The organism is Rhodococcus sp. OS5, from assembly GCF_056837585.1.
This window is the reverse complement of the sequence record NZ_CM166368.1, coordinates 5190233-5211752: the sequence shown is the minus strand read 5'-3', so window position 1 is coordinate 5211752 and position 21520 is coordinate 5190233. Positions and strand designations below refer to the sequence as shown.

Annotated in this window: 24 protein-coding genes; 8 read left to right on the top strand and 16 right to left on the bottom strand. The window is 60.7% G+C overall.

Annotated features, from left to right (window positions below; all coding sequences use genetic code 11):
* Positions 1-216: 216 nt before the first annotated feature.
* Complete coding sequence (locus tag ACVZUB_RS24265) at positions 217-1698, bottom strand: flavin-containing monooxygenase (protein WP_341513728.1); 1482 nt, start codon at positions 1696-1698, stop codon at positions 217-219.
* A gap of 76 nt (positions 1699-1774) precedes the next feature.
* Entirely contained in the window at positions 1775-2233 is a 459-nt protein-coding gene (locus tag ACVZUB_RS24260) for a DUF5990 family protein (RefSeq protein WP_482627836.1), read from the bottom strand.
* A gap of 38 nt (positions 2234-2271) precedes the next feature.
* Between ACVZUB_RS24260 and ACVZUB_RS24255 the strand changes: the two genes are divergently transcribed.
* On the top strand, positions 2272-3426 hold the full coding sequence (locus ACVZUB_RS24255; protein ID WP_042452699.1) for an alpha/beta hydrolase: 1155 nt from the start codon (positions 2272-2274) through the stop codon (positions 3424-3426).
* Positions 3427-3462: 36 nt separating this feature from the next.
* Here the strand turns inward: ACVZUB_RS24255 and ACVZUB_RS24250 are convergent, their stop codons facing one another.
* From ACVZUB_RS24250 to ACVZUB_RS24235, 4 genes are all read right to left on the bottom strand, one after another.
* Entirely contained in the window at positions 3463-3795 is a 333-nt protein-coding gene (locus tag ACVZUB_RS24250; protein ID WP_054827127.1) for a CD225/dispanin family protein, read from the bottom strand.
* 179 nt (positions 3796-3974) lie between these two features.
* Positions 3975-4541 (bottom strand): FMN reductase, encoded by a 567-nt coding sequence (gene msuE, locus ACVZUB_RS24245; protein WP_007731485.1) that lies wholly within the window; start codon positions 4539-4541, stop codon positions 3975-3977.
* A gap of 8 nt (positions 4542-4549) precedes the next feature.
* Positions 4550-5608: an LLM class flavin-dependent oxidoreductase gene (locus tag ACVZUB_RS24240; protein ID WP_021332078.1), complete on the bottom strand. Its 1059-nt coding sequence runs from the start codon at positions 5606-5608 to the stop codon at positions 4550-4552.
* Positions 5609-5619: 11 nt separating this feature from the next.
* On the bottom strand, positions 5620-6123 hold the full coding sequence (locus ACVZUB_RS24235; protein WP_007731489.1) for a MarR family winged helix-turn-helix transcriptional regulator: 504 nt from the start codon (positions 6121-6123) through the stop codon (positions 5620-5622).
* 158 nt (positions 6124-6281) lie between these two features.
* Here ACVZUB_RS24235 and ACVZUB_RS24230 point away from each other — a divergent pair, with 158 nt between their 5' ends.
* Positions 6282-7592, top strand: coding sequence for an HNH endonuclease signature motif containing protein (locus ACVZUB_RS24230; protein ID WP_482627835.1), 1311 nt, complete (start codon positions 6282-6284; stop codon positions 7590-7592).
* A 90-nt stretch (positions 7593-7682) separates the two neighbouring features.
* On the opposite strand, the gene ACVZUB_RS24225 is transcribed toward ACVZUB_RS24230, so the two are convergent.
* Positions 7683-8645, bottom strand: coding sequence for a sensor domain-containing diguanylate cyclase (locus tag ACVZUB_RS24225; RefSeq protein WP_482627834.1), 963 nt, complete (start codon positions 8643-8645; stop codon positions 7683-7685).
* Positions 8646-8819: 174 nt separating this feature from the next.
* Between ACVZUB_RS24225 and ACVZUB_RS24220 the strand changes: the two genes are divergently transcribed.
* Positions 8820-10088, top strand: a complete 1269-nt coding sequence (locus ACVZUB_RS24220; RefSeq protein WP_064113501.1) for a vWA domain-containing protein — start codon at positions 8820-8822, stop codon at positions 10086-10088.
* 1 nt (position 10089) lies between these two features.
* On the opposite strand, the gene ACVZUB_RS24215 is transcribed toward ACVZUB_RS24220, so the two are convergent.
* From ACVZUB_RS24215 to ACVZUB_RS24200, 4 genes are all read right to left on the bottom strand, one after another.
* A complete protein-coding gene (locus tag ACVZUB_RS24215; protein WP_333823073.1) occupies positions 10090-11181 on the bottom strand; it encodes an alpha/beta fold hydrolase in 1092 nt (363 codons plus the stop codon).
* Positions 11182-11366: 185 nt separating this feature from the next.
* Positions 11367-11993 (bottom strand): superoxide dismutase, encoded by a 627-nt coding sequence (locus tag ACVZUB_RS24210; protein WP_333823074.1) that lies wholly within the window; start codon positions 11991-11993, stop codon positions 11367-11369.
* Entirely contained in the window at positions 11986-12558 is a 573-nt protein-coding gene (locus ACVZUB_RS24205; RefSeq protein WP_064113504.1) for a flavin reductase family protein, read from the bottom strand. Before ACVZUB_RS24205 ends, ACVZUB_RS24210 begins: the two co-directional genes overlap by 8 nt.
* Before the next feature lie 105 nt (positions 12559-12663).
* Entirely contained in the window at positions 12664-13509 is an 846-nt protein-coding gene (locus tag ACVZUB_RS24200) for an LLM class F420-dependent oxidoreductase (protein WP_482627833.1), read from the bottom strand.
* An 88-nt stretch (positions 13510-13597) separates the two neighbouring features.
* Here ACVZUB_RS24200 and ACVZUB_RS24195 point away from each other — a divergent pair, with 88 nt between their 5' ends.
* The 5 genes from ACVZUB_RS24195 (at position 13598) to ACVZUB_RS24175 (ending at position 17828) form a co-directional block, all read left to right on the top strand.
* Positions 13598-14509: a class I SAM-dependent methyltransferase gene (locus ACVZUB_RS24195; protein WP_482627832.1), complete on the top strand. Its 912-nt coding sequence runs from the start codon at positions 13598-13600 to the stop codon at positions 14507-14509.
* Between the two features lie 244 nt (positions 14510-14753).
* On the top strand, positions 14754-15611 hold the full coding sequence (locus ACVZUB_RS24190; RefSeq protein ID WP_064073443.1) for an ABC transporter permease: 858 nt from the start codon (positions 14754-14756) through the stop codon (positions 15609-15611).
* The gene (locus ACVZUB_RS24185; protein ID WP_234551869.1) at positions 15608-16708 is read left to right on the top strand and encodes a taurine ABC transporter substrate-binding protein; all 1101 of its coding nucleotides are present in this window, start codon (positions 15608-15610) and stop codon (positions 16706-16708) included. The genes ACVZUB_RS24190 and ACVZUB_RS24185 overlap by 4 nt, the downstream gene beginning before the upstream one ends.
* Positions 16692-17519 carry an ABC transporter ATP-binding protein gene (locus ACVZUB_RS24180; protein WP_234551870.1) on the top strand — a complete coding sequence of 276 codons (828 nt, stop codon included), beginning with the start codon at positions 16692-16694 and terminating at the stop codon, positions 17517-17519. The genes ACVZUB_RS24185 and ACVZUB_RS24180 overlap by 17 nt, the downstream gene beginning before the upstream one ends.
* An 81-nt stretch (positions 17520-17600) precedes the next feature.
* Complete coding sequence (locus tag ACVZUB_RS24175) at positions 17601-17828, top strand: hypothetical protein (protein WP_030535223.1); 228 nt, start codon at positions 17601-17603, stop codon at positions 17826-17828.
* A gap of 40 nt (positions 17829-17868) precedes the next feature.
* On the opposite strand, the gene ACVZUB_RS24170 is transcribed toward ACVZUB_RS24175, so the two are convergent.
* The 5 genes from ACVZUB_RS24170 to ACVZUB_RS24150 form a co-directional block, all read right to left on the bottom strand.
* Positions 17869-18057, bottom strand: coding sequence for a helix-turn-helix transcriptional regulator (locus ACVZUB_RS24170; RefSeq protein WP_003940277.1), 189 nt, complete (start codon positions 18055-18057; stop codon positions 17869-17871).
* On the bottom strand, positions 18057-18476 hold the full coding sequence (locus tag ACVZUB_RS24165; protein WP_007733786.1) for a hypothetical protein: 420 nt from the start codon (positions 18474-18476) through the stop codon (positions 18057-18059). Before ACVZUB_RS24165 ends, ACVZUB_RS24170 begins: the two co-directional genes overlap by 1 nt.
* Before the next feature lie 90 nt (positions 18477-18566).
* Positions 18567-19085, bottom strand: coding sequence for a GNAT family N-acetyltransferase (locus ACVZUB_RS24160; protein WP_050654796.1), 519 nt, complete (start codon positions 19083-19085; stop codon positions 18567-18569).
* A gap of 19 nt (positions 19086-19104) precedes the next feature.
* The gene (locus ACVZUB_RS24155) at positions 19105-19983 is read right to left on the bottom strand and encodes an SDR family oxidoreductase (protein ID WP_007733788.1); all 879 of its coding nucleotides are present in this window, start codon (positions 19981-19983) and stop codon (positions 19105-19107) included.
* A complete protein-coding gene (locus tag ACVZUB_RS24150) occupies positions 19980-21512 on the bottom strand; it encodes a flavin-containing monooxygenase (protein WP_482627831.1) in 1533 nt (510 codons plus the stop codon). The genes ACVZUB_RS24155 and ACVZUB_RS24150 overlap by 4 nt, the downstream gene beginning before the upstream one ends.
* Positions 21513-21520 lie beyond the last annotated feature (8 nt).

The following is a 21520-nucleotide window of genomic DNA, read 5'->3' as shown; positions in this document are numbered from 1 at the left end:
AACCGGCTGGACGGTTGGCTGAAAATAGTTTTATGGACGAAGGAGTTGATGAAATACACGTTCTCGGATCGGAGTCCGCCGGTCGAATGGTAGAGGCGTCGGCGATCATCGTTCTCGGTGCGCTCTGTGCAGTAGTCGCAGGTTCGGGTGTGTTCTTTGTCGCCGGATCGATTGGTGGCTTCGCCCGATTGCTCTACCTGGTTGTTCGTGGTCCGCTCAACTCTTGCTCGGTACCGGTGTCGACTGTCGAGCTGGCGCCTTCGAGAACGTCATGTGGTCGTTGATGCTCCCGAACGTCGAGTGAAGACGATCAAGGATGTAGTTCTGACGCATGTTCCACGGTGACTTCGATCCCTGCTTCGGGAACTGTTCCACAGCACGCATGACGTACCCCGACGCCAGGTCCAGGATCGGCCGCTGGTCCATCTCTTCGCTCGCGTGCGGCACGCACTTCGAATAGCCGCGCTTGTCCATCTCCGTCAGCAGTCGGCAGACGTACATCGACGTGAGATCTGCTCGCAGAGTCCACGAGGCGTTGGTGTAGCCGACGCACATCGCGAAGTTCGGTACGTCGCTGATCATCATGCCCTTGTAGACGTAACGATCACCGAGGGTGACGGGTTCGCCGTCCACTTCGATCGACATCCCGCCGCACGCTTCCATCTTCAATCCTGTTGCAGTGACGATGATGTCAGCTTCGAGTTCGCGACCTGACGCGAGACGAATTCCGGTCTCGGTGAAAGTGTCGATGCGATCGGTCTCGATCGAGGCCTTGCCGGATCGGAGGGCTTTGAACAAATCGCCGTCCGGTACGACGCACAAGCGTTGATCCCAGGGATCGTAGGTGGGTGTGAAGTGAGGATCGAGTGGGATCTCTTCCGGGAGTTGGCGACTGATCGCGAGGTTCAGCAACCGCTTTGCGCGCGCAGGACTGCGCCGGCACAGTTGGTAGAAACTCAGGTTCACTACGATGCTCTTCCATCGAGCGATGCTGTGCGCGAGTTGATTCGGCAGTACTGCGCGAATGGTGTCCGATAATTTGTCGCTGGACGGCAGAGCCAGAATGTATGTCGGTGATCGCTGGAGCATCGTGACGTGGCTTGCGTCCCGTGACATCGTGGGGACCAATGTGACTGCGGTGGCGCCGCTTCCGATCACAACGACCTTCTTGTCGGAGTAATCGAGTTCTTCGGGCCAGAACTGCGGGTGCACAACCTCGCCGGCAAACGATTCACGTCCGGGGAAGTCGGGGGTGTATCCGCCCTCGTAGCTGTAGTAACCGCTGCAGAGATAGAGGAAGTTACAGGTCAATGTTTCGTCTTCGTCGCCGGTCGTGACCGTGACTGTCCACGTCGAGTCCGCTGACGACCATGATGCGGCCGTCACCTTCCGGTTGTACCGAATCTTCTTGTCGATCCCGTTCTCTCGCGCGGTGTCGCGCACGTACCGGAGGATCGAATCACCGTCGGCGATTGCTTTGGCATCTGTCCACGGCCGAAACGGGTAGCCGAGCGTGAACATGTCGGAATCCGATCGGATGCCAGGGTATTTGAAGAGGTCCCAGGTTCCGCCACTGTTCGCACGGGCCTCGAGGATTGCGTACGACTTGCCGGGAAGCTCGGTCTGGAGTCGATACGCAGCACCGATGCCGGACAAGCCGGCGCCGACGATCAGGACATCGAGGTGTTCGGTGCTCATCAGTTCGGACTCCGTATCGATCGTGTGGGGCCACCGGGCAGACTAAGTGTTCGATCTCCACACTACTGAACGATGCTCAGTAAGGCGAGGATGACCATGTGATCGTCGGCGGTCGGATAGCCGCACACAGTGGTTTACCTGAGGCGTCGGTGAGGCCGAGGTCTCCGTGGAGCATGCCGGAAGCGTCGGCCTCCTCGGCGATGTGCTCGGGGATCGCGTCGAGCATCAGCTTTGCGCGCCGAAACATCTCGAACGTCTGGTCATCGGATACCGTCACCCAGGACAGGTAGATGAAGCGTCCGCGAGGTGGACCCTGGATGTATGGACCGAGTAAGTCCCAGGCACCGGACTTTCGCTCCAGACTCGCTGTCAGTTCCCATCGCACTGGCTCGGTATCTCCCGGTACGAGGTCGAGGATTTCGTGTGGCTTGCCTCGGCGCTGAACGCCGACGTGGATGTTGCTGCGCTCTTCGAAGGTTGCGGTTTCGGAACACTCACGTCCGGGCAGGCTGTGACCGGTGATGATGATCTGCATATCGACATCATGCTCTGCATAGGTCGGGAGGGGTTGGCGTGGTGAGTCGTTCGGGTAGAACCTTTGTTGCGGCCGTGGTGGCGAGCATTCTGTTGTCGGGTCTCGGGTGGGGGTCAGGTGTTGCAGTGGCGACGGCGGACGAACCGGAAGTCGCGGGCGCGCTGGAGTCCTATGGCGAACTCTCGGCCGCAGTGTTTCCGGTCGGCGCCGGTGAGACGCAGCGGGTCGTCTATCGAACTCTGCGTACCGCTGACAGATGGGGAGAGTCGTCAGGGTCCGTGTTTCTGCCGGAAGGCGCCCCACCGGCGGGCGGTTGGCCCGTCATCTCCTATGCCCACGGAACTTTGGGCAGTGCGGATCAGTGTGCACCCTCGTCGACCGGATTCGGTCCGGGCGAGATCGAACCGATCGAACGCTGGTTGGAGCAGGGGTACGCGGTGGTCGCTACCGACTACTCGGGAGTTGGTACCGACGGGGTGCTGGCCTATCTCGACGGACATGCCGCCGGGGCGAATGCCGTCGACATCGTGCGGGCCGCGCACGAGTTGTACGGCAATGTGCTGAGTCCGCGGTGGATGGTCGCGGGTTTGTCCGAAGGTGGTCATGCGGCGTACTTCGCGGGACACGATGCCACCACTCGTGCACCGGAATTGGATTTCCGTGGCTCGGTTGTCGTCGCAGGCCCCACACACATGGAAGGGCTGTTTCCGTTGGGCGGCCCGCTGTTTCCCGACATCGGTATCACCGGGCTGGTGGGATATGCGCTGTACGTCCTGGCCGGGATCGACGATCAACGACCCGAAGAGAACATTCGCGAGGTTCTCTCGCCGCAGGGGATCGAGTGGATGGAAAAGGCTCGGACACTGTGCGCCGGAGATCTCGGCCGACACATTCGAGCCGAACGAATCCAGTTGAGCTCGTTGTTTTCTCGGTCGGTATGGACGCCGCGCATGTACGACCTGTTCCGCGAGATGATGCAGGTGCCGGTCGACGGCTACGACCGTCCACTGCGCGTGGTGCAGAGCGTGTCGGACACAACGGTTCCTGTCGCCCTTACCTGGGCGCAACTGGTCGACATGCGTTCGCGGGGAACGCAGTTCGAGTATCAAGAACTCGCCGGAATCAGCCACGGTCAAACGACGGTCGCTTCGATGGACCAGACCATGGAGTTCGTCGATCGATTGATGAGGTGATGTTCGGCGGTGTTGTTGTTGTTTCAGTGTGGTTGTTCAGCGCATACGTCGCGGCCCGTAATCGTGGCCACCGTTGGCGAACCACACGATTGCCGCAATCGCGTACAGGATGCAGACCAGGAGAAGTAGCCCGCCTGCGATCCACAGCGAGATCTGACCGAGTCGTTTCACTCGATCGGACGCGTACCGCGACCCGGCCACATCGCCTTCAGCCCACAGCGGATACACGTTGAAGGCGTGCGTGAAAGCGGAGAAGGAAAGCGGCCAGAAGAACAGCAGCGAGACCACTGCCCAGCCCGCATTGACGGGTGGTCGAATCGGGTGCTGAGGAACGGATTGCTGGACAGTGGGTTGATCCGGGGTGGTCATGGGGGCTCCTGACATGAGGTGGCCCTTTCGACGCTACTGCGATGGAGCTGAAGAATCACTGAAAAACGGTGTTCGGTGATGCGATGTGGATCAGCGGCGTAAGTGTGCTGGATCAGCCGCATTGCCAGTCGTGACCGCTGGTGGTGGTTCCGGGTCATTGTTGTGCAGACGAGGGGCGTTCACGTCAGCGCAACTCGATGCCGCTCCGCGAGCATCCTGGCTACCGGCAGGACGTCCTTTGCTGCCATCTCGATACGCTCGAATACCTCGGGGTTGAGGATAGTCGTTCCGTCGAAATCACCTGAGCTGAGATAGATCCCGACCGGAGCGGTCAGCGCTTGGAAGAAAGCGAACAGTGGACGCAGGGCATGGTCCAACACGAGAGCGTGGCGGTCGCTGCCACCTGTCGCAGCAAGAATCACCGGAGTGTTGGCAAGCGCGTACTGGTCCACGAGATCGAAGAAATGCTTGAACATTCCCGTGTACGAGCCTCGGAACACCGGTGACGCCGCGATGACGATATCGGCGGACTCGACTGCTGCCAGCGCTTCGGCGGTCACTGAGTCGACGTGATCGCGATCCAGAGCAGATGCAAGACCTGGAATCAGATCCACGATCTCGAAAACTCGTGTGTCGATCTGCTCGAAGTCTCCCAAGGTTTCGACGATCAGGTCGACGAGGGCACGAGTCTTGGAGGGTTTTTGAAGGTTGCCGACAACGGCAACAATTTTGAGCGGTGTGCTCATCGAAACTCCTATTTTTGGGACGACTTCAGTGATTCGATTTCCTTACGCACAACGGGGGCTACTTCGGTGCCGAGGATCTCGATCGCACGCAGCATGTCCTTCTGTGGCACGTTGCCGAACCCCATCTGGATCATGATGCGGTCATGATGGAACAGTTCGTACTGCGCCATCGTCTTGTCGATGATTTCCTGCGGGCCGCCGAGGAAGAACGCACCCGCGGTGGTTGCCTGCGCCTCGTATGCCCTGCGCGGCATGGGAACTCCGTTTCCCCGCTGATGATGATTCTGCATCCACCCGGCCTGGAAGTACGGGTACGACGTGTCGAGTGCTGTTTGCTTCGAGGTATCGACAAATCCTGGCGAAGCAATCGAGACAGCGAGCTTCTTCGGATCGTGTCCGAACTCCGCTGCAGCCCTGCGGTACAGATCGACGAACGGCTCGAACTGTTGGTAGCTTCCACCGATGATGGCCAGTGAGAGGGGCAGGCCCAGTTTCGCGGCACGGACGACAGAGGCCGGAGTACCTCCGACTGCGATCCACACCGGAATCTGACGGTCCGGGCGGGGCGTCACGTCACCGTCGATCAGTGGTGCGCGAAGTTGTCCTTCCCAGTTGATCGGGTTCTCGTCGCGCAGTTTCAGTAGTAGATCGAGCTTTTCGGCGAAGAGTTCGTTGTACTGGGACAGGTCGTACCCGAAAAGCGGAAATGACTCCGTGTACGAACCTCGGCCGGCAATGATCTCGGCACGGCCTTCGGAAAGCAGGTCGACTGTCGCGAACTGTTGGAACACACGGACGGGATCGTCGGAACTGAGTACGGTTACGGCGCTGGACAGCTTGATGTTGTCGGTAGCCTGAGCCATTGCCGCGAGCACAACTGCCGGGGCTGAGACTGCGAAGTCGGTGCGATGGTGCTCGCCGACGCCGAAGACATCGAGTCCAACCTGATCGGCAACGGTTGCCTGCTCCACCAAATGGCGAAGGTGGACACCGGGATTCATCATCGCGCCGGTAGTGGGATCTGGGGTGAGTTCACCGAAATGGTAGACGCCCAATTCGAAAGCCATGTTGTTTCTCGCTATCTGTTCGTGGGGGTGATGGAGAGTTGTTCTACGTGCGCATCGCATGCGCCGCCTTGATTCGTGTGATGTGTGGCAAGTCGGGAGAAGAAGCGTTCGAGTACCGGAAGCTCCTCGGTTTCAATGAGATCGGAGAAGTATTCGGCGATCCCTCGCGTGTGTATGGCGGACGCTTTTCGAAGCGTCTTCTTGCCCGCAGGCGTCATCGATACCGTCACGACGCGTCGATCGTTGTCCGGTCTAACACGCTCCACTAATCCGGCCTCGACCAATCGATCGACGACGCGCGTCACGCCACTGGTGGTGACCAGGACCAGTTCGGCCAGATCGCCCATTCGGATCGTGTTTCCCGGAGCTTCGTGCAGTCGGAGCAGAACGTCGTACTGGCCAAGGGTGAGCCCGGTGGTGGTTCGAAGGTCCGCCTCCATCTTGCCGAGGATGACGCTGTGGGAGACGACGAGGTCGCGCCACACACGACCACGTACGTGTTCATCAGTTGTCATCGGTGACGCCCTCCATTTATTTGCGACCGCAAGTATTGCTTACTCAAATAATACGCGTGCGACCGTCGAACTATTCCCTGCTCTTATTTGCGCTGGTAGCGAGGTATTGACTCGAACGCATGTTCGAGTATTGTTTGGGGAGGGGATCGGGGGATTCAATGAGTGTCTTGTTGTCGGATGTGGTGTCGGGTTCTGCGGTGGGGTTACGTGGACGCCTGTGGCGGTTGACTGCTGCCGAGTTGCGTGCTGCTGCTGTCGAGGCGAGTGCGGAGATTCTGCGCCTGGAAGCCGTTCGAGTGGCTGTGGTGGACGAGTTGTCGATGCGGCCGGATGATCAGGTGATTGCGAGCCGCGGGGTGGGTGCGTGGTTGGCGGCGAACACGATGCTGCAGGTTCGGGACGGGAAGAAGATCGCCGCGTTGGGTGCGGCGTTGCGGCCGTTTCCGGCGGTGGCGGCTCGGTTCGATGGCGGGGACTGCTCCTTCGATCATGCCGTGTTGATCGTGGCGTTCTGTGAGTCACCACCGAAGGGCATGCCGGAGGAGGCGCTGCCGAAGTGCATCGATTTGTTGTTGGCTGCTGCGTCGGGGGTGGAAGCGACGACGACGAAAGTGCGGAACGTGATCGCGACGTTGGAGCGGTTGTTCGAATCGGATGAGATTCCGCCCGCCGAGGATGTGGATCGGAATGAGTTGCGGATCGCGTCGACGTTGAACGGTCGGGTGGTGGTGCGTGGGGATTTCGATGCCCTGACCGGTGAAATGTTGTTGTCGGCGTTGTCGAATCTGACGATGCCGACCCCGGCACCGGATGGGACGCCGGATGCTCGGTCGGCGGCGAAACGGACGGCTGACGGGTTCACCGAACTGATCCGCCGCTATCTGGACTGCGCCAAGACCGGTACCGATGGTGGTCAGCGTCCGCATGTGAACGTGCACATCAATGCTCGTGATTTGGCGGAGCATCGGGATTGTGCCGCACAGTCTTCGGATTCGGGTGATGACGGCTCACTGGAGCTGTCCGATCTTGATGTCGGGCACATGCCCTGGCTCGGGCCACTCTCGGTCTCGCAGACCCGACTCCTCGGGTGCGATTGTTTCCTGTCCACTGTTCTGCTCGACGATCACGGCGCGCCCTTGGATGCGCAACCAGGAAAGAGGCTGGTCACCGCCGAACAACGGACTGCGTTGATCGCCCGAGACAGAGGCTGCGCGTTCCCCGGCTGCACATGTGTACCGGCCTGGACCGATGCACACCATATCCGGCACTGGGCCAACGGCGGCCCGACGGTGATGAACAACCTGGTCCTGCTGTGCCGTTCGCACCACCGGTTGATGCACCGGAAATCAGGGTTCGTCGGGAAGTGGGCGATTCGGATCGGTGTCGACAACAAACCGTGGTTCATTCCGCCGCCCTCGATCGACCCGCAGCAGCACCCGCGACCGGCGAACACCACCTTCAAAACCTGAGGTAGTACTCCTCGGGCACAACAGAACACGGCCGAGCACCGCATCGAAGGAGACCTCGATGCGGTGCCAACAGGCCGTGCGGGAGGCTAATCAGCGCTTCGAACGCTTGTGGCGGTACATCTCCGCATCGGCCGTATCCCAAGTCTCGGAAAGGCTTTGGGTCATGGAAAAGTCGGCTCGACCGATCGAACAACAGACGTCGGCATTCCGGAACGCCTTCTCCAAACACTCGAGCAGGTAGTCGACGGCGCGCGGCTGTGTATCGGGCAGAGCGATTCCGAACTCGTCTCCGCCCAACCGTGAAACCACCGCACCAGGGTGCGCGCACGCTGCCAAGATCTTGCCGGCCCTTTGAACGTATTCGTCGCCCGCGGCGTGGCCGAGTTCGTCGTTGATGGTCTTCATGCCGTCCAGATCGACGATGATGATAGCTCCCGGATCGGCGAATTGGCGGTACCGAGTTTGCTCGGCCTCGAGGATGCGATTCCACCCGCGCCGATTGAGAAGACCTGTCAACGGGTCGGTCTCGGCATCGAGTTGCGCAGTTTCGGCCAGTCGGACTGACTGCGCGCGCTGATAGTCGACATCGAGAATGGTTCCGAGAAGTCGGCACAGGAGATTGAGGAGGGCTAGGTTGTCCTCGAGTGCGGAGTCGCCCGCACTCGGGTCGGCGCCACACAGAGTGCCGAAGAGACTGCCGTCGTTGTGGAGGATTGGGATGCTGACGTATGCGCCAATGCCTTCCCACCTGCCATCACGGGACAGTGCGCGCACGAGTGCGCGATTCGATGAGACTGGCGGCGCATTTCCGAGTACCACCTCGCTGCACATGGTGTTTGGCCAAGCCCGGGTCTCGCCGACTTCGATGTGAAGTGGGTTGGGTGAGACGGTGAGAAAGATTTGATTGGACCCGTCGAACCGCGTGATCGACCACAGTGCCAGCGGAAGATATTCGTCGAGGTAGGACACGACCGAGCGACTTGCGTCGTCGAAATTCGTCAGAGGTGGCAAGAGTGGCAACATCGGGATGGTGCGCGCCTGGCCGTGCGGCATTTTTGACCTCCTGATCGACCCTAGGATTCTGTCGATGTTCAGGCTCTTGGTCCCGCGTGCGACAAATCTTCCACGAACAGTCTGCCTCGAGAATCCTCGCGATTGCTGAAAGTGTGCTGTGATTCTTCCGACCGCGGGGCCGTTGATTCTTTGGTGGCCAGCTAATCTTCCGGTATGGAGCTGGCGCGTGGAGCGAACACAGTCGTTGAGGGAACTTCGCTGAAGGTGGCGGTGAACGGTAGCGCCCCGGGCACGGTAGACCTGATGGTGTTCCAGCTCGACGAACGGAACAAAGTACGGGACGACGCAGATTTTGTCTTCTTCAATCAGCCGGTCTCACCCGAAGGCGCGGTGCGCTTGGAGTCCGGCGGCGTCATCGAAATCGACATTGCGAGGTTGCCCGCTGACATCCATCAGCTGAGTGTTGCCGTGGCACTTGATGCGGCGGCAAACGGAACCCTGTCTGCTGTCGGGGGCCTTGGTGTCGTGGTGGAGCAGGTTGGTTCCACCGCCATCGTGGCTCAGGCTTTGGGGTTGACGAGTGAGAGGGCAGCGGTTCTCGTCGAGATCTATCGCCGCGGCGCGGGCTGGAAGCTGCGAAACGTGTCAGCTGGCTGGGACAGCGGATTGGCGGACCTGGTAACAGCATTCGGAGTGTCGGTCGACGAGGAACCGCAGGCTCGACCCGCCGGCTCTGCTGAAACGACAGACGGCATTCGGACCGTGCCCGACGAAGCCAAACTCTCCATGGTGAAGCGGGAGAAGCTGGACCTCCGAAAGCGCGAAGTGGCCAAGGTCCTGCTGACGAAGGGTGGCAACGGAATTCGGGCACGGGTGGTCCTGGTGATCGACAAAACCGGAAGTATGGCCAAGCAGTACCGCACCAGAGTGGTGCATCGTGTTGTCGAACGCATGATTCCCGTTGCGATCCAACTCGATGACGACGGCAAGTTGGAGCCGTACTTGTATGCAGTCAGCTTCGTCAAACTCCCCGAGATCTCTGTCCATGACGCGGAAGAGTGGTCGGATACCTACCTGCACTTGCGCGGCTCGCACGGCGGATTCAACTACGACAAGATCGGCGCCGCAAATCGTGAAGTGCCGATCATGACTGAGATTCTTTCCGGCCTGACACGTGGTTCCGCGCCGACGCTCGTCCTGTTCTTCACCGACGGTGGCTTCAGCGAGCGCAAGGAAATCACGAAATTGATGCGCGAAGCGTCTGGGCTCCCGGCCTTTTGGCAGTTCGTCGGAATCGGCAAGGCCAACTACGGAGTGCTGGAGAAGCTCGACGACCTCGACGGCAGGGTGGTCGACAATGCCGGATTCTTCGCGCTGGACGACATCGACACCGTCGACGACGCCCAGTTGTACACCCGTTTGCTGAGTGAATTCCCGGATTGGCACAAGGCAGCTGTAGCCGCGGGCATCACAACGCCGTGATTTAGCTGGTCGAAACCAACTGCGGTGCATTCTCTTTCAAGAATTCGTCGATGTGCGCCCAGGTGGAGTCTCTCGCGGTGGGGCCGGCAACGAGCCCGAGGTGACTTCCCGGCGCCTTCTCGAACCGGACCGACGGCGCTCCGGTGAGGACCGACGTGATCGCTTCCACCGAAGCGATGGGTGCAATCACGTCAGTGGTGCCGCCGACCGCGAGAACGGGAACGCTCAGAGCTGACAGTTTGATCTCGCGTCCGGCAAGCGTGACGGTGTCGTTGAAGAGATTGTTGCCCAGCATGAGTTGTTCGCAGATCTGCTGAAAAGCCTTGCCAGGGTATCCAGGCATGGCTGCCATGAACTTGTCTATCGATTCCATGCGAGCCAGTGTCTCGGTGTTGTGGAGGTTGCGCATGATGAACCATGGCTTGAGAACTTCGCGCTGCAACGCCGTCACCTTGTAACTCGCCTGAACGAGTGGAGCAGGTAGTCCGCCGACAAGATTGGTCGCGGACGTGAGTGGGGTGTCGCCCGTGTATTTGCCGATCAGCCTCAAGGGGCTGATAGCGGGAATCTTCGTGTAATCGATTGGCGTTCCGATTGCCGTGATCGATGCGATCGGCAGGTCGGAGTGAGCGGAGCCCGTGAGCAGAGACATGGTCCCGCCGAGGCTCCACCCGATCAGCGAAACCGGTGCGCCGTCATGTAGGTCCGAGATCGTACGGATCGCTTCCGGGATGATGTCGTCGACCCAGGCCTCGAAACCCATTCCGCGGTCGGAGTACCGCATGGTCCCGTAGTCGAGGAGGTAGGGCGTGTTCGCCCCATCCAGTAGGTGCGCGGCGAGGCTTTGGCCTGCACGAAGGTCGTAGCAGTCGGCTGAAACCGCGAGGGGCGGTACGAGGAGAACCGGACTACCTCTTGGCGTCCACAATGCGCCGAAGCGATACAGATCGCGGTGTGGACCTTTGCTGATCATTACGGACGGGGTGCGTTCGGGCTTCTCGACACCGTCGCCGAACGAGAGTCCCCATGCATTGCGTGCTGCGGTGTCCAGCGTCGGACGCCATGCCGCGATCAAACCACTGATATCGAGCACTGGTTCCCCTCGGAGTCGAATCGGCGGACGGCCGAGTCAGCCGCGCTCGGTGTATGTTACCTGCCTTCACATACATCGATCTCGGGGGTGCAGAAACCCAGCTCGGCAACGGAGCCACCGTGCCGAGCTGGGGTGATCGAGGTGATATGGCAGTGATCGGGGTGGGGACGATCAGGTGGGGACGATCAGGCGGGGACGATCAAGCCCGCCGCCGCCGTGGCCGTTGCGTAACGCTGTGCAACGTCTTCCCAGTTGATGACGTTCCAGTAGGCCTTCACGTAGTCGGCCTTGACGTTCTTGTACTGCAGGTAGAAAGCGTGCTCCCACATGTCGAGCATGAGCAACGGAACGATACCGATGCTGATGTTGCCTTGCTGGTCGGTGAGCTGCTCGATGACCAGGCGCTGCCCGACCGTGTCGTAGGCCAGTACCGCCCAGCCGGACCCCTGCAAAGTGGTTGCTACAGCGGAGAAGTGGTTGACGAATGCGTCGAAGGTGCCGAAGTGCTCGTCGATTGCGGCTGCCAACTCGCCCTCTGGCCGCTCACCGCCGTTGGGGGAGAGGTTCTTCCAGAAGATGGAGTGATTGGTGTGGCCGCCGAGGTGGAAGGCGAGGTTCTTGCTGAGCAGCGGCGCCTTCGCGGTGATCGTGCCGTCTTCGCGCGCAGCAGCCAACTGCTCGATTGCGCTGTTGGCGCCCGCCACGTACGTGGCGTGGTGCTTGCTGTGGTGCAGTTCCATGATCTCGCCGGAGATGTGCGGTTCGAGAGCGGCGTAGTCGTAATCCAGTTCGGGGAGAACGTATTCAGTCATGTGACATGCCTTCCTTTGAGGAAATGTTGTGAGTCGAGAGATTTCGATAGGTTCGATCGTGATAGACGAGCGGCGCTGACACGTGCTGCGGATCGATGACGTCGACGACGCGTGCAGTGACGATCACTGCGGCGCCACATGTAGTGGCATTCAAGGGAACCGCACGCAGGGCGTGGCCTGTCCCATGTAGGAACGGTTCACCCGTCGAGAGAAACGACCAGGGCATATCGTCTCCGAAGCGCACAGCGCCGCGGGTTGCGAACGTGGAAGCCAGTCGTTCGTTCGCCGAATTTGCCAGGTGAACAACAAAACTGCGGGCGGAAGCGATGACGCTCGCAGAGCCTCGCAACGACTGCAGTGAAAACGCCAGAACTGCAGGATCGGCGCTGATCGAGATCACCGACGATGACGTGATGCCGGCCGGGCCGTCATCGCCCGTTGCGGTGATGATCGAGACGCCGGCGGGATGGTTCCGGAACGCCTCGACGAAGGAGTTTCGGATGGACGGCTCCGCATCAACAGAGTCGTCCGAAACAGATTGGGTGCCAACCAGTTTTGTGGTCACTCCTCGCCCCTCTTCTGTCTCGGGTTTTGCTGCCGTTGCACTGTCTTGTGCAATACCGACGTTAAAACCTCGAGTGCAGTTGAGGTCAAGATGCTGTGGCGGACCTCACCGTCCGAGCTTGGCTGCCAGGCGTTCCATGTATCCGACAACCTCTTCGGGGCTCTTGTCCGGAGTGCCGAACATTGCTTCGGTGACACCGATGTCTTCCCAGTGGGCGAGCTTCTCCGAATCGGGTTTGCCTGCCAGGACGGTTATTTCAGGCTCGCCGACTCTACCTGCTTCGGCCCAGATCTTTCGGAGCAGTTCCACGTTTCCGTCGATCTCCTGCTCGATGGGTGTAGTGATCCACCCGTCGGCAGAATTTGCGATCCACTTGAAAGTCTTCTCGTTGCCGCCGCCGCCCAACAAGATGGGAGGACGGGGCTTCTGAACGGGCTTGGGCCAGGCCCAACTAGGCCCGTACTTCACGAATTGGCCGTCGTACGAAGCTTCTTCCTTCGACCACAGTTCACCCATGGCTTCGAGATACTCCCGGAGTGCGGTCCGGCGTTTGTTGGGCGGTACGCCGTGGTCGGCGAGTTCCTCTGCATTCCAGCCGAATCCGACGCCGAAGACCACGCGTCCGCCGGAAAGATGGTCCAGCGATGCGATGGTTTTCGCGAGAGTGATCGGATCGTGTTCGAGGGGGAGGGCCACGGAGGTGCCCAATCGGATGGTGTTCGTGACCGACGCGGCGGTGCCGAGGGCAACCCAGGGGTCGAGTGTGCGCATGTAACGGTCGTCGGGCAATTCGGCCGACTGGGTTCCGGGGTGATCGGAATCCCTCGAGACGGGGATGTGAGTGTGCTCCGGAACGTAAAAGGCGTCGAATCCATTCGCCTCCGCAGCCTTTGCTGCATCGGCAGGGCGGATGCCGCGATCACTGGTGAACAGGCTGAGTCCGTAGCGCACTGGTTCTCCTTCGATGGTCCGTCGAAAAACTGTAACCTGTTGCATCTTCGTTCGGATAGGTTTCCGGCCCAGTAAATCGATTGCCGACGTGACCGGGGACGTGGTGAACTCGGGCGGACTTGTTGTGCGTCGAGAAGTGGATGCAGTAGTGATGGATGCAGCGGAGATGAATCGGTTGTCGTGGAATGCGGCGACCGTCGCTCACAACAGTCACAAAGGAGACCAGGCACAGTTCTTTCGCAACGGCGGGTCGACCTTGTATCCGGAAGAACTGGCGCTGCTCGGCGAGATCGACGGCTCCTCGATTCTTCATCTGCAGTGCAATTCCGGTCAGGATTCGTTAAGTTTGGCCGCTCTCGGTGCCGCGGTGACCGGCGTCGACATCGCGGATTCCGCGATCGACTTCGCCCGAACCTTGTCCGCGGAATCCGATATTGCCGCCGATTTCGAGCGTGCCGATGTATCTGCGTGGCTCCGCGCTGCTGCCGCTGGCCAGAGAAAGTTCGACCGAGTCTTTTCTTCGTACGGAACGGTGATCTGGTTACCCGATCTCGACGAGTGGGCCGAGGGGATTGCCGGTGTTCTCGCGCCGAACGGTCGATTCGTTCTGGTGGAGTTTCATCCGTTTGCCATGTGTTTCGACGAGAGGTGGTCGCTGACATACCCGTACGGAGGCGGGACTCCCGTGACCGAACCCCGTGGCGTGGGCGACTACGTGGCAGATTCGGCCGATCTCGTCTTGCCAGGCGCTGAGGGAAACGGAGTCGAGAACTTCGAAAATCCTTTCCCCTCATGTGAATTCAACTGGTCCATTTCCGAGGTGCTAGGAGCTTTGCGGCGCGCCGGATTGACGCTCGAGTCTTTCGACGAGTACCCGTACGCCAACGGTTGGCAAGGATTCGAGGAGATGGCTGAACTCGGCGGCAAGCGTTGGGGAGTCCCGGCCGGACGACCCGAGATCCCGCTCATGTATTCGCTGTCGGTTCGCTTGGCCGACTGACGCCTATTTCCCCCGCATTTGCGGGTAATTGCAGACACAGGTAGTAATTACCCCCATGCCCTCGACGCCACTGACACGACGCATCGCCGTCGACCTGTGCCGTCTTGGTGCCAACTGCTGTTGCTGTTGATTCCTTCCGACTGTCCTGAGTGAGAATGGCGCCGCTCTGTGCGCCTTCGCCCCTGCATATGCGCCCGTTGCTGCATGTGTGCCGGAATTTTCCGTACGTCGAGGAAGAACAGCGATGTCGACTCCTGTCGAAGCAATAGAACCAACATCAGTCACGGAACCGAACCGTGAGCCGCGTCGGCCGTGGACTTCGAGTGCGACCACGGTCGGACTGCCGGTGCTTTCCGTGATCGCATTCTTGGCCCTGTGGCAGGTCGCTGCCGCGAGCGGCACCTGGAGTGAGACCTTCGTGCCGTTCCCGAGCACGGTCTGGCATGCCTTCGTCAACACGATGACCACGCACGACGGAGTGCACGGCTACCAGGGTTACCTGCTCTGGGAGCACCTCTACATGACGCTGCGACGGGTGCTGGTCGGTGTGATCATCGGCGTCGGATTGGGCGTGATCCTCGGTTTGGCCATGGGATCGGTGACATGGCTGCGGAGCCTGCTCGAACCGTGGTTGACGTTCCTGCGCGCACTGCCGCCCCTGGCGTATTTCTTCCTGCTGGTGATCTGGCTGGGAATCGACGAGGCGCCGAAGATTACATTGCTGGCGCTCGCTGCTCTTCCGCCGGCAGCGGTGGCCACCACAGCTGCTGTGGTCGCGGCGCCGGTCGGACTGGTCGAAGCGGCCAGGGCCCTGGGAGCCTCACGGGCGCAAGTGATCCGGGACGTCGTCATCCCGTCGGCCTTACCGGAAACTTTCACGGGCATTCGGCTGTCTGTGGGTATGGCGTACTCGTCGGTGGTCGCGGCCGAACTGTTCAACGGCATCCCCGGAATCGGCGGAATGGTCAAGGATGCAAGCAATTACAACAACACGCCGGTCGTGCTGGTGGGGATCTTTGCCATCGGATTCTCCGGCCTGATCATCGACGGACTGCTGCGGGCTGCAGAGCGCCGCGCCGTTCCCTGGAGGGGAAAAGTATGACTGACAATCAGAAACACGCCAGCAGCAATCTGAAGCGCAGCAGTAATTCGACGCGCAATGAAGGAAGGGCTTCCCGGACGGCGTTCACGGTGCTGATCGGCGTCCTTGCCCTTGTTCTCGGTGCGTGCTCGGTGGATCATTCGGGCCAGGATTCGTCCAAGGAAACAATCCGTATCGCTTACCAGTCGTTCCCGAGCGGCGACTTGATAGTCAAGAACAATCGCTGGCTCGAAGACGCACTGCCCGAGTACAACGTGAAGTGGACGAAGTTCGATTCGGGAGCCGACATCAACACCGCCTTCATCGCTGGTGAAATCGATTTCGGCGCAATCGGTTCGAGCCCGGTTGCTCGTGGCCTCTCGGCACCGCTGAACATTCCGTACCAGGTCGCGTTTGTTCTCGACGTGGCCGGCGACAACGAAGCCCTGGTGGCGCGCAACGCAACCGGAATCAAGACCGTCGCAGATCTGCGCGGCAAGAAAGTGGCCACGGCATTCTCCTCGACCGCGCACTACAGTCTGCTGGCATCGCTGAACCAGGCCGGACTCAGTGCCGACGACGTCCAGTTGGTGGATCTCCAGCCGCAAGCATCCCTCGCAGCCTGGCAGCGCGGTGACATCGATGCCGTCTACACCTGGCTGCCCACGCTCGACGAACTCCGTAAGGACGGAACACAGTTGATCGCCAGCCGTGAGCTCGCGACAGCAGGAAAGCCGACACTCGATCTTGGTGTGGTGTCGACTGCGTTTGCCAAGGATCACCCCGAGATCGTCGACACCTGGCGCCAGGTTCAGGCCCGCGCGCTCACGACGATCGCCACTGATCCGAACGCGGCAGCGGAAGCTGTTGCCGCACAATTAGGCGCCTCGAAGGAAGACGCGGCAGCGCAGTTGAAACAGGGTGTGTTCCTCACTCCGGAGCAGATCTCCTCGCCGGAATGGTTGGGCACCGAGGGCGCTCCCGGGAATCTGGCAGTGAACCTGCAGAGTGCAGCGCAATTCCTGGCCGAGCAGAAGCAGATCGACAGTGTGCCTGACCTGACGGTCTTTCAGAGTGCTCTCTATGCGAAGGGGCTTCCCGATGTCCTTGACCAGTAGCGTGACCGCGCAGCAGGCCTCGGGTGGATTCGCCCCCGACTGCCCGGGCGCGATCCGAATCGACACCGTCTCACACAGGTACGGCCACGGTCGAGAGTCCGTCACGGCACTCGGGCCCGTATCGATCGACGTCACACCTGGTGAGTTTCTGGTTCTCGTCGGAGCGTCGGGTTGCGGCAAGAGCACATTGCTGCGCCTGATCGCGGGTTTCGAAAATCCTTCCAGTGGAACGGTTCAGGTCTCCGGATCCGACCCGATTCCCGGGTCGAGTGCGGGAGTGGTGTTTCAGCAGCCACGGCTCTTTCCGTGGAAATCGGTGGGCGGCAACATCGATCTGGCACTCAAATACGCCGGCGTTGCGAAGAGCGAACGCGGGCAAAGGCGTGACGAGCTTCTCGACCGCGTCGGTCTGGTCGGCACTGCGGACCGGCGTATCTGGGAAATCTCCGGCGGGCAGCAGCAGCGGGTGGCAATTGCTCGTGCCTTGGCGGCCGAAACGTCGTTGCTCCTGTTGGACGAACCCTTTGCCGCGCTGGACGCCCTCACTCGCGAGCGTCTGCAGGAGGACCTGCGCAGTGTCAGTGCCGAATCGGGGCGAACAAGTGTCTTCGTCACTCACAGTGCCGACGAGGCGGCCTTTCTCGGCTCCCGCGTCGTAGTTCTGACAAGCCGGCCGGGCAAGGTCGCGCTCGACCTGAAAATCGATCTGCCACGAACCGGCGTCGATCCCGACGATCTCCGAGGCTCACCCGAATACGCGGCATTCCGAGCCGAAGTCGGCCATGCGGTCAAGGTTGCAGCTGCAGCGTAGGTACCCTGCGCGTCGACTACCAGGTGGCCGCGTCGATAATAGGAAGGAGAACGTGCAGGACACGACGAACAAGGAGTGGTCATGGCAACTGAGGTGGAGTCCGGTGACCTCGTGCAGGCAGCCGGCCATGCGGGTCCGTGGACGGTAGTCGAAGTTCGCCAGGGGATGGCGCTGCTCGAACACAGTGACGGGCACAGGTTGTCGCGTCGAACGACGACGTTGACCGTCGTCCGCAAGGGCTCGGGCAAGAAGGCAACGGCCGTCGAAGACGGGAAGGACGAAAACGGATCGCCAACTCTGTTCGACTGAAACCGCAGCTCGACTGATCTTCCGTCAGTTCGAGACGGCGTCAGCTGGAGAAAATGTCGTCGACGCGTTTGTCGAAGTACTCGGCGATTCGGAACGCCAGCGACAGACGCGGGTCGAAGTGTCCCTTCTCGATCGAGATGACGGTCTGGCGTGTGATGCCGAGCGCGTCGGCGCACGCTTGCTGTGACAATCCGGCTGCCGTACGAAGTTCTTGAAGGTTGTTGCGCATCAGATCTCGTCAGATCTCGAATGTGGGGTGCGGTCCCTCGACACTGCCCAGTACCGGATTCCGAAGTCGGCCAGCCCGAGGGCTGTAAACATTACGAGCGGCAGTTCGGGAGCGCCGAAGACATTGTGCGCGATCAGCGCGATCCCCATGGCAGTGATCAAGTCGGTGAACGCGCCGAAGCCGGCCTTGCGACTCCATTCTGTTTCGACGGTGTCCTCGGGGTAGGCGGGGGCCTTGTCGTTATCCGATGGAAAAAGGGCCCACGCCGACCCGATACAAGCCGGTGCCATGACGATTGCGAAGACGATGAAGGCCAACGTCTTCCGATCATCGGCGGTCAATGCTGCGAAAAAGCTGAAGGCTAGCGTTGCTGCGACGCCGATACCGATGATCAGGCTCCACCGTGCCGTGGTGCTCATGAAGCCTCCCAGGTGTAAGAGTTCTTTGACATGCCTGAGCGTAGGTCTACGTGCGCTGGATGTCAAAGAACTCTTACATCGCGCTGAGGGTCAAGCGACCCCGAAAGGCGCTGCGTATGAAAACTTCCCCGTCTGATCGGGGCGGTGCGTGGTGAGGGTCCTGATCTGAAAGTGCTCGCCCCACTCGGCTTCCGGAGAATCGATCCCGGCGTCCGTGCTGGTGACGAACCCGAACTGCGGGTAGTACTCGGTGCTGCCCAGGAGGGCGAGCAGTGGCACGTCCAGAGCGTCGGACGCACCGATCACCGCGTGCATCAGCGCCGAACCGACGCCGCTGCGTTGGTTGTCCGGTGTGACTGCCAACGGGCCGAGGCCAACCGCCTCAACGGGACCGACCCATCCGCGTGTTCCGATCACGAAACCAACGATCTCATCACCGGCGACGGCGACAAGGGACAACTTCGGTAAGTAGTCGTTCGAGGCGAAGAGCTGACGTGTCAGTTCGATCTCGTAGGGAGACTCGCCGGGCGGCGCTTGGTCGGCAAACGCCGCCCCGAGCAGTGAATAGATTGCGTCACGGTCGGAAGAAGTTTCGCGGCGGATGTACATGGCCACGAAACTACCCGCTTCATCTCCGATCGTGCTCCTCGTTTTCGGCCTGACGTGCCACTCGCTTTTCGTAATCCGCACGCCCGTTCGGATCTACCGATGTCAGCGCGCGGCGATCGTCGATCACCCGGCGTCCGATGTTGATCATCCATTCGGGTACTACAGCGTCGATGAGGTCCCAGCCCGCAAGGTAACGCGGAACAGTAGTTTCGGCTCGCCGGTGCGCGACCGTGTCGACGACAGCTTTGGCCACGACCTCGGGTTCAACCGTCGGCATGCCCTTTCCGAGTGGCACACCGGAGGAGAGCCCGGTGCGCACCGCGCTGGGCAGGATGGCGCTGACGCTGACGCCGGAATCTGCGAATTCGACACGAGCAGAGGCGGAAAGGCCCACCGCACCGAACTTGCTTGCGTTGTACACGGCCATTCCTGGCACCGGTAGCTTGCCTGCCATGGATGCGATGTTGACGACGTGGCCGCGTCGCCGATCCACCATGCCGGGCAGCACGGTGCGCATCCCGTGAATCGGGCCCCAGACATTGACGTCGAGGGTTACTCGACTGGTGGCGTCGGACTCGTCGAGGAAGCTGCCGAGCGGCATCACGCCCGCATTGTTGACCAGAATGTCGATGTGACCGAATTCGCCGATCACTGTGGAGACGAACACATCCCAGGATTCGCGTGAGGTGACGTCCAGAGCGTACCCGCGGGCCCGTGCGCCGATGGATGCGGCGGTGTCGACGGCCGTCTCCTCGTCGAGGTCGCCGACGCAGACGAGTGCGCCGCGAGCTGCGAACAACTCCGCTGTGGCCCGGCCGATTCCGCGGCCACCTCCGGAGATGACGACGACTGCTCCGTCGAGATCGATCGGCGGGTAGGTGGTGCCGAAAAGGCTCATGTGGTGTACTCCGGTTCGGGGGTGGTGGTGGGCTCAGCGGGGGTGTCGTCTGACGCAGGGTTGTCGGACAGCGTGTGGTTGTAGGCATATGGATCGAAGGCCCGTAGCCGTCGACGCATGGCTCCTGACGACCACGGCCAGTTGAAGCTGTTGCGGCCGTTGACGTCGAAGAAATAGCTTTCGCAACCACCGGCGTTGTAGACCGTGGTACCCAATGCCTCCTGAACTTGAGAGTTGAAGGCTGCCTGTACTTCCGGGCGCACGTCGATGGTTTTCCAGCCGTGCCGACGAGCGTGGCCGATCGCCTGTGCCACATAGTTCAGTTGGGCTTCCAGAATCATGAAGGCCGACGTGTGTCCGGTGCCGAGGCTCGGGCCCAGCAGAATGAACGCGTTGGGGAATCCGCTGACGGCGGAACCGAAGTACGCCCGCGGGCTTCCCTGCCAATGATCGTCGAGTGATCGACCTTCTCCGTCGAATACCTTTGATGCAATGGGCATGTCGAGGATGTGGAAGCCCGTTCCGAAGATGATCGCGTCCACTTCCGATTCCACTCCGTCGGCTCCGATCACGGTGTTGCCGTGGATCTCTTCGACTGCGTTGGCATGGACGGTCACGTTGGGTCTGCCGAGGGCCGGGTAGTACGAGTTCGACATGAGTAGTCGCTTGCAACCGAGGGTGTAGTCGGGAGTCAGCGCCTTGCGTAGCTTCGGATCGCGCACCTGCAAGCGCAATTGGGCCGACCCGAGTTTCTGCACGATACGCAGGATCCACGGATTGCGGAACCCCAATCCAAGCGCTTCCATGATTCCGTATTCGATGCTGCGTAGAGCCTTGTGCGCTCCCGGTACGAATCGCATGACGGACCTTTCGATCCGCGGTACGTAGTGATCGGGTTTGGGAAGGACCCATTGAGCGGTGCGTTGGTAAAGGTGAAGGGCGGACACGTCGGAGACGATGCGCGGCACGAATTGGACTGCGGAAGCGCCGGTACCTACGACGGCGACGCGCTTTCCGGTCAAGTCGTAGTCGTGATTCCACTGCGAGGAATGAAACACCTCGCCCTCGAACGTTTCCAGCCCGGGAATCGCCGGCGTCAAGGGTTCGTTCCACGGGCCGGCGGCGGCTATCACGAAACGAGCAGTGAGTTCACCGCTGGAAGTTGTGATCTTCCAGAGTGATTGCGATGCGTCCCACTGTGCGGAGAGCATTTCTACCCCGAAGCGAACGTGCTTGTCGACCCCGTGGCGGACGGCCGTGTCCTCGATGTACTCGCGGATCTCCGGCTGCTCCGCGAACAGTCGGGTCCAATCCGGATTGGCGGCAAAGGAATACGAGTACAGGCCGGACGGAACGTCGCAGGCACAACCGGGATAGGTGTTGGCGCGCCAGGTGCCGCCGAGGGAGTCCGCTTTCTCGAGCAGGACAAAATTGTCGAGCCCGAGGCGCTGCAGGTGAATTGCTGCACCGATCCCGGAGATCCCGCCACCGATGATCACGACCTCGAAGTGGTCAGTTCTGTTGTTCACTGAGTCTG

Bases quoted from the DNA above. Each gene is read 5' to 3' on its own strand.
- ACVZUB_RS24265 (WP_341513728.1), bottom strand. From the start codon at position 1,698: ATGAGCACCGAACACCTCGATGTCCTGATCGTCGGCGCCGGCTTGTCC.
- ACVZUB_RS24260 (WP_482627836.1), bottom strand. From the start codon at position 2,233: ATGCAGATCATCATCACCGGTCACAGCCTGCCCGGACGTGAGTGTTCC.
- ACVZUB_RS24250 (WP_054827127.1), bottom strand. From the start codon at position 3,795: ATGACCACCCCGGATCAACCCACTGTCCAGCAATCCGTTCCTCAGCAC.
- msuE (WP_007731485.1), bottom strand. From the start codon at position 4,541: ATGAGCACACCGCTCAAAATTGTTGCCGTTGTCGGCAACCTTCAAAAA.
- ACVZUB_RS24240 (WP_021332078.1), bottom strand. From the start codon at position 5,608: ATGGCTTTCGAATTGGGCGTCTACCATTTCGGTGAACTCACCCCAGAT.
- ACVZUB_RS24235 (WP_007731489.1), bottom strand. From the start codon at position 6,123: ATGACAACTGATGAACACGTACGTGGTCGTGTGTGGCGCGACCTCGTC.
- ACVZUB_RS24230 (WP_482627835.1), top strand. From the start codon at position 6,282: ATGAGTGTCTTGTTGTCGGATGTGGTGTCGGGTTCTGCGGTGGGGTTA.
- ACVZUB_RS24225 (WP_482627834.1), bottom strand. From the start codon at position 8,645: ATGCCGCACGGCCAGGCGCGCACCATCCCGATGTTGCCACTCTTGCCA.
- ACVZUB_RS24220 (WP_064113501.1), top strand. From the start codon at position 8,820: ATGGAGCTGGCGCGTGGAGCGAACACAGTCGTTGAGGGAACTTCGCTG.
- ACVZUB_RS24210 (WP_333823074.1), bottom strand. From the start codon at position 11,993: ATGACTGAATACGTTCTCCCCGAACTGGATTACGACTACGCCGCTCTC.
- ACVZUB_RS24190 (WP_064073443.1), top strand. From the start codon at position 14,754: ATGTCGACTCCTGTCGAAGCAATAGAACCAACATCAGTCACGGAACCG.
- ACVZUB_RS24185 (WP_234551869.1), top strand. From the start codon at position 15,608: ATGACTGACAATCAGAAACACGCCAGCAGCAATCTGAAGCGCAGCAGT.
- ACVZUB_RS24180 (WP_234551870.1), top strand. From the start codon at position 16,692: ATGTCCTTGACCAGTAGCGTGACCGCGCAGCAGGCCTCGGGTGGATTC.
- ACVZUB_RS24175 (WP_030535223.1), top strand. From the start codon at position 17,601: ATGGCAACTGAGGTGGAGTCCGGTGACCTCGTGCAGGCAGCCGGCCAT.
- ACVZUB_RS24170 (WP_003940277.1), bottom strand. From the start codon at position 18,057: ATGCGCAACAACCTTCAAGAACTTCGTACGGCAGCCGGATTGTCACAG.
- ACVZUB_RS24165 (WP_007733786.1), bottom strand. From the start codon at position 18,476: ATGAGCACCACGGCACGGTGGAGCCTGATCATCGGTATCGGCGTCGCA.
- ACVZUB_RS24160 (WP_050654796.1), bottom strand. From the start codon at position 19,085: ATGTACATCCGCCGCGAAACTTCTTCCGACCGTGACGCAATCTATTCA.
- ACVZUB_RS24155 (WP_007733788.1), bottom strand. From the start codon at position 19,983: ATGAGCCTTTTCGGCACCACCTACCCGCCGATCGATCTCGACGGAGCA.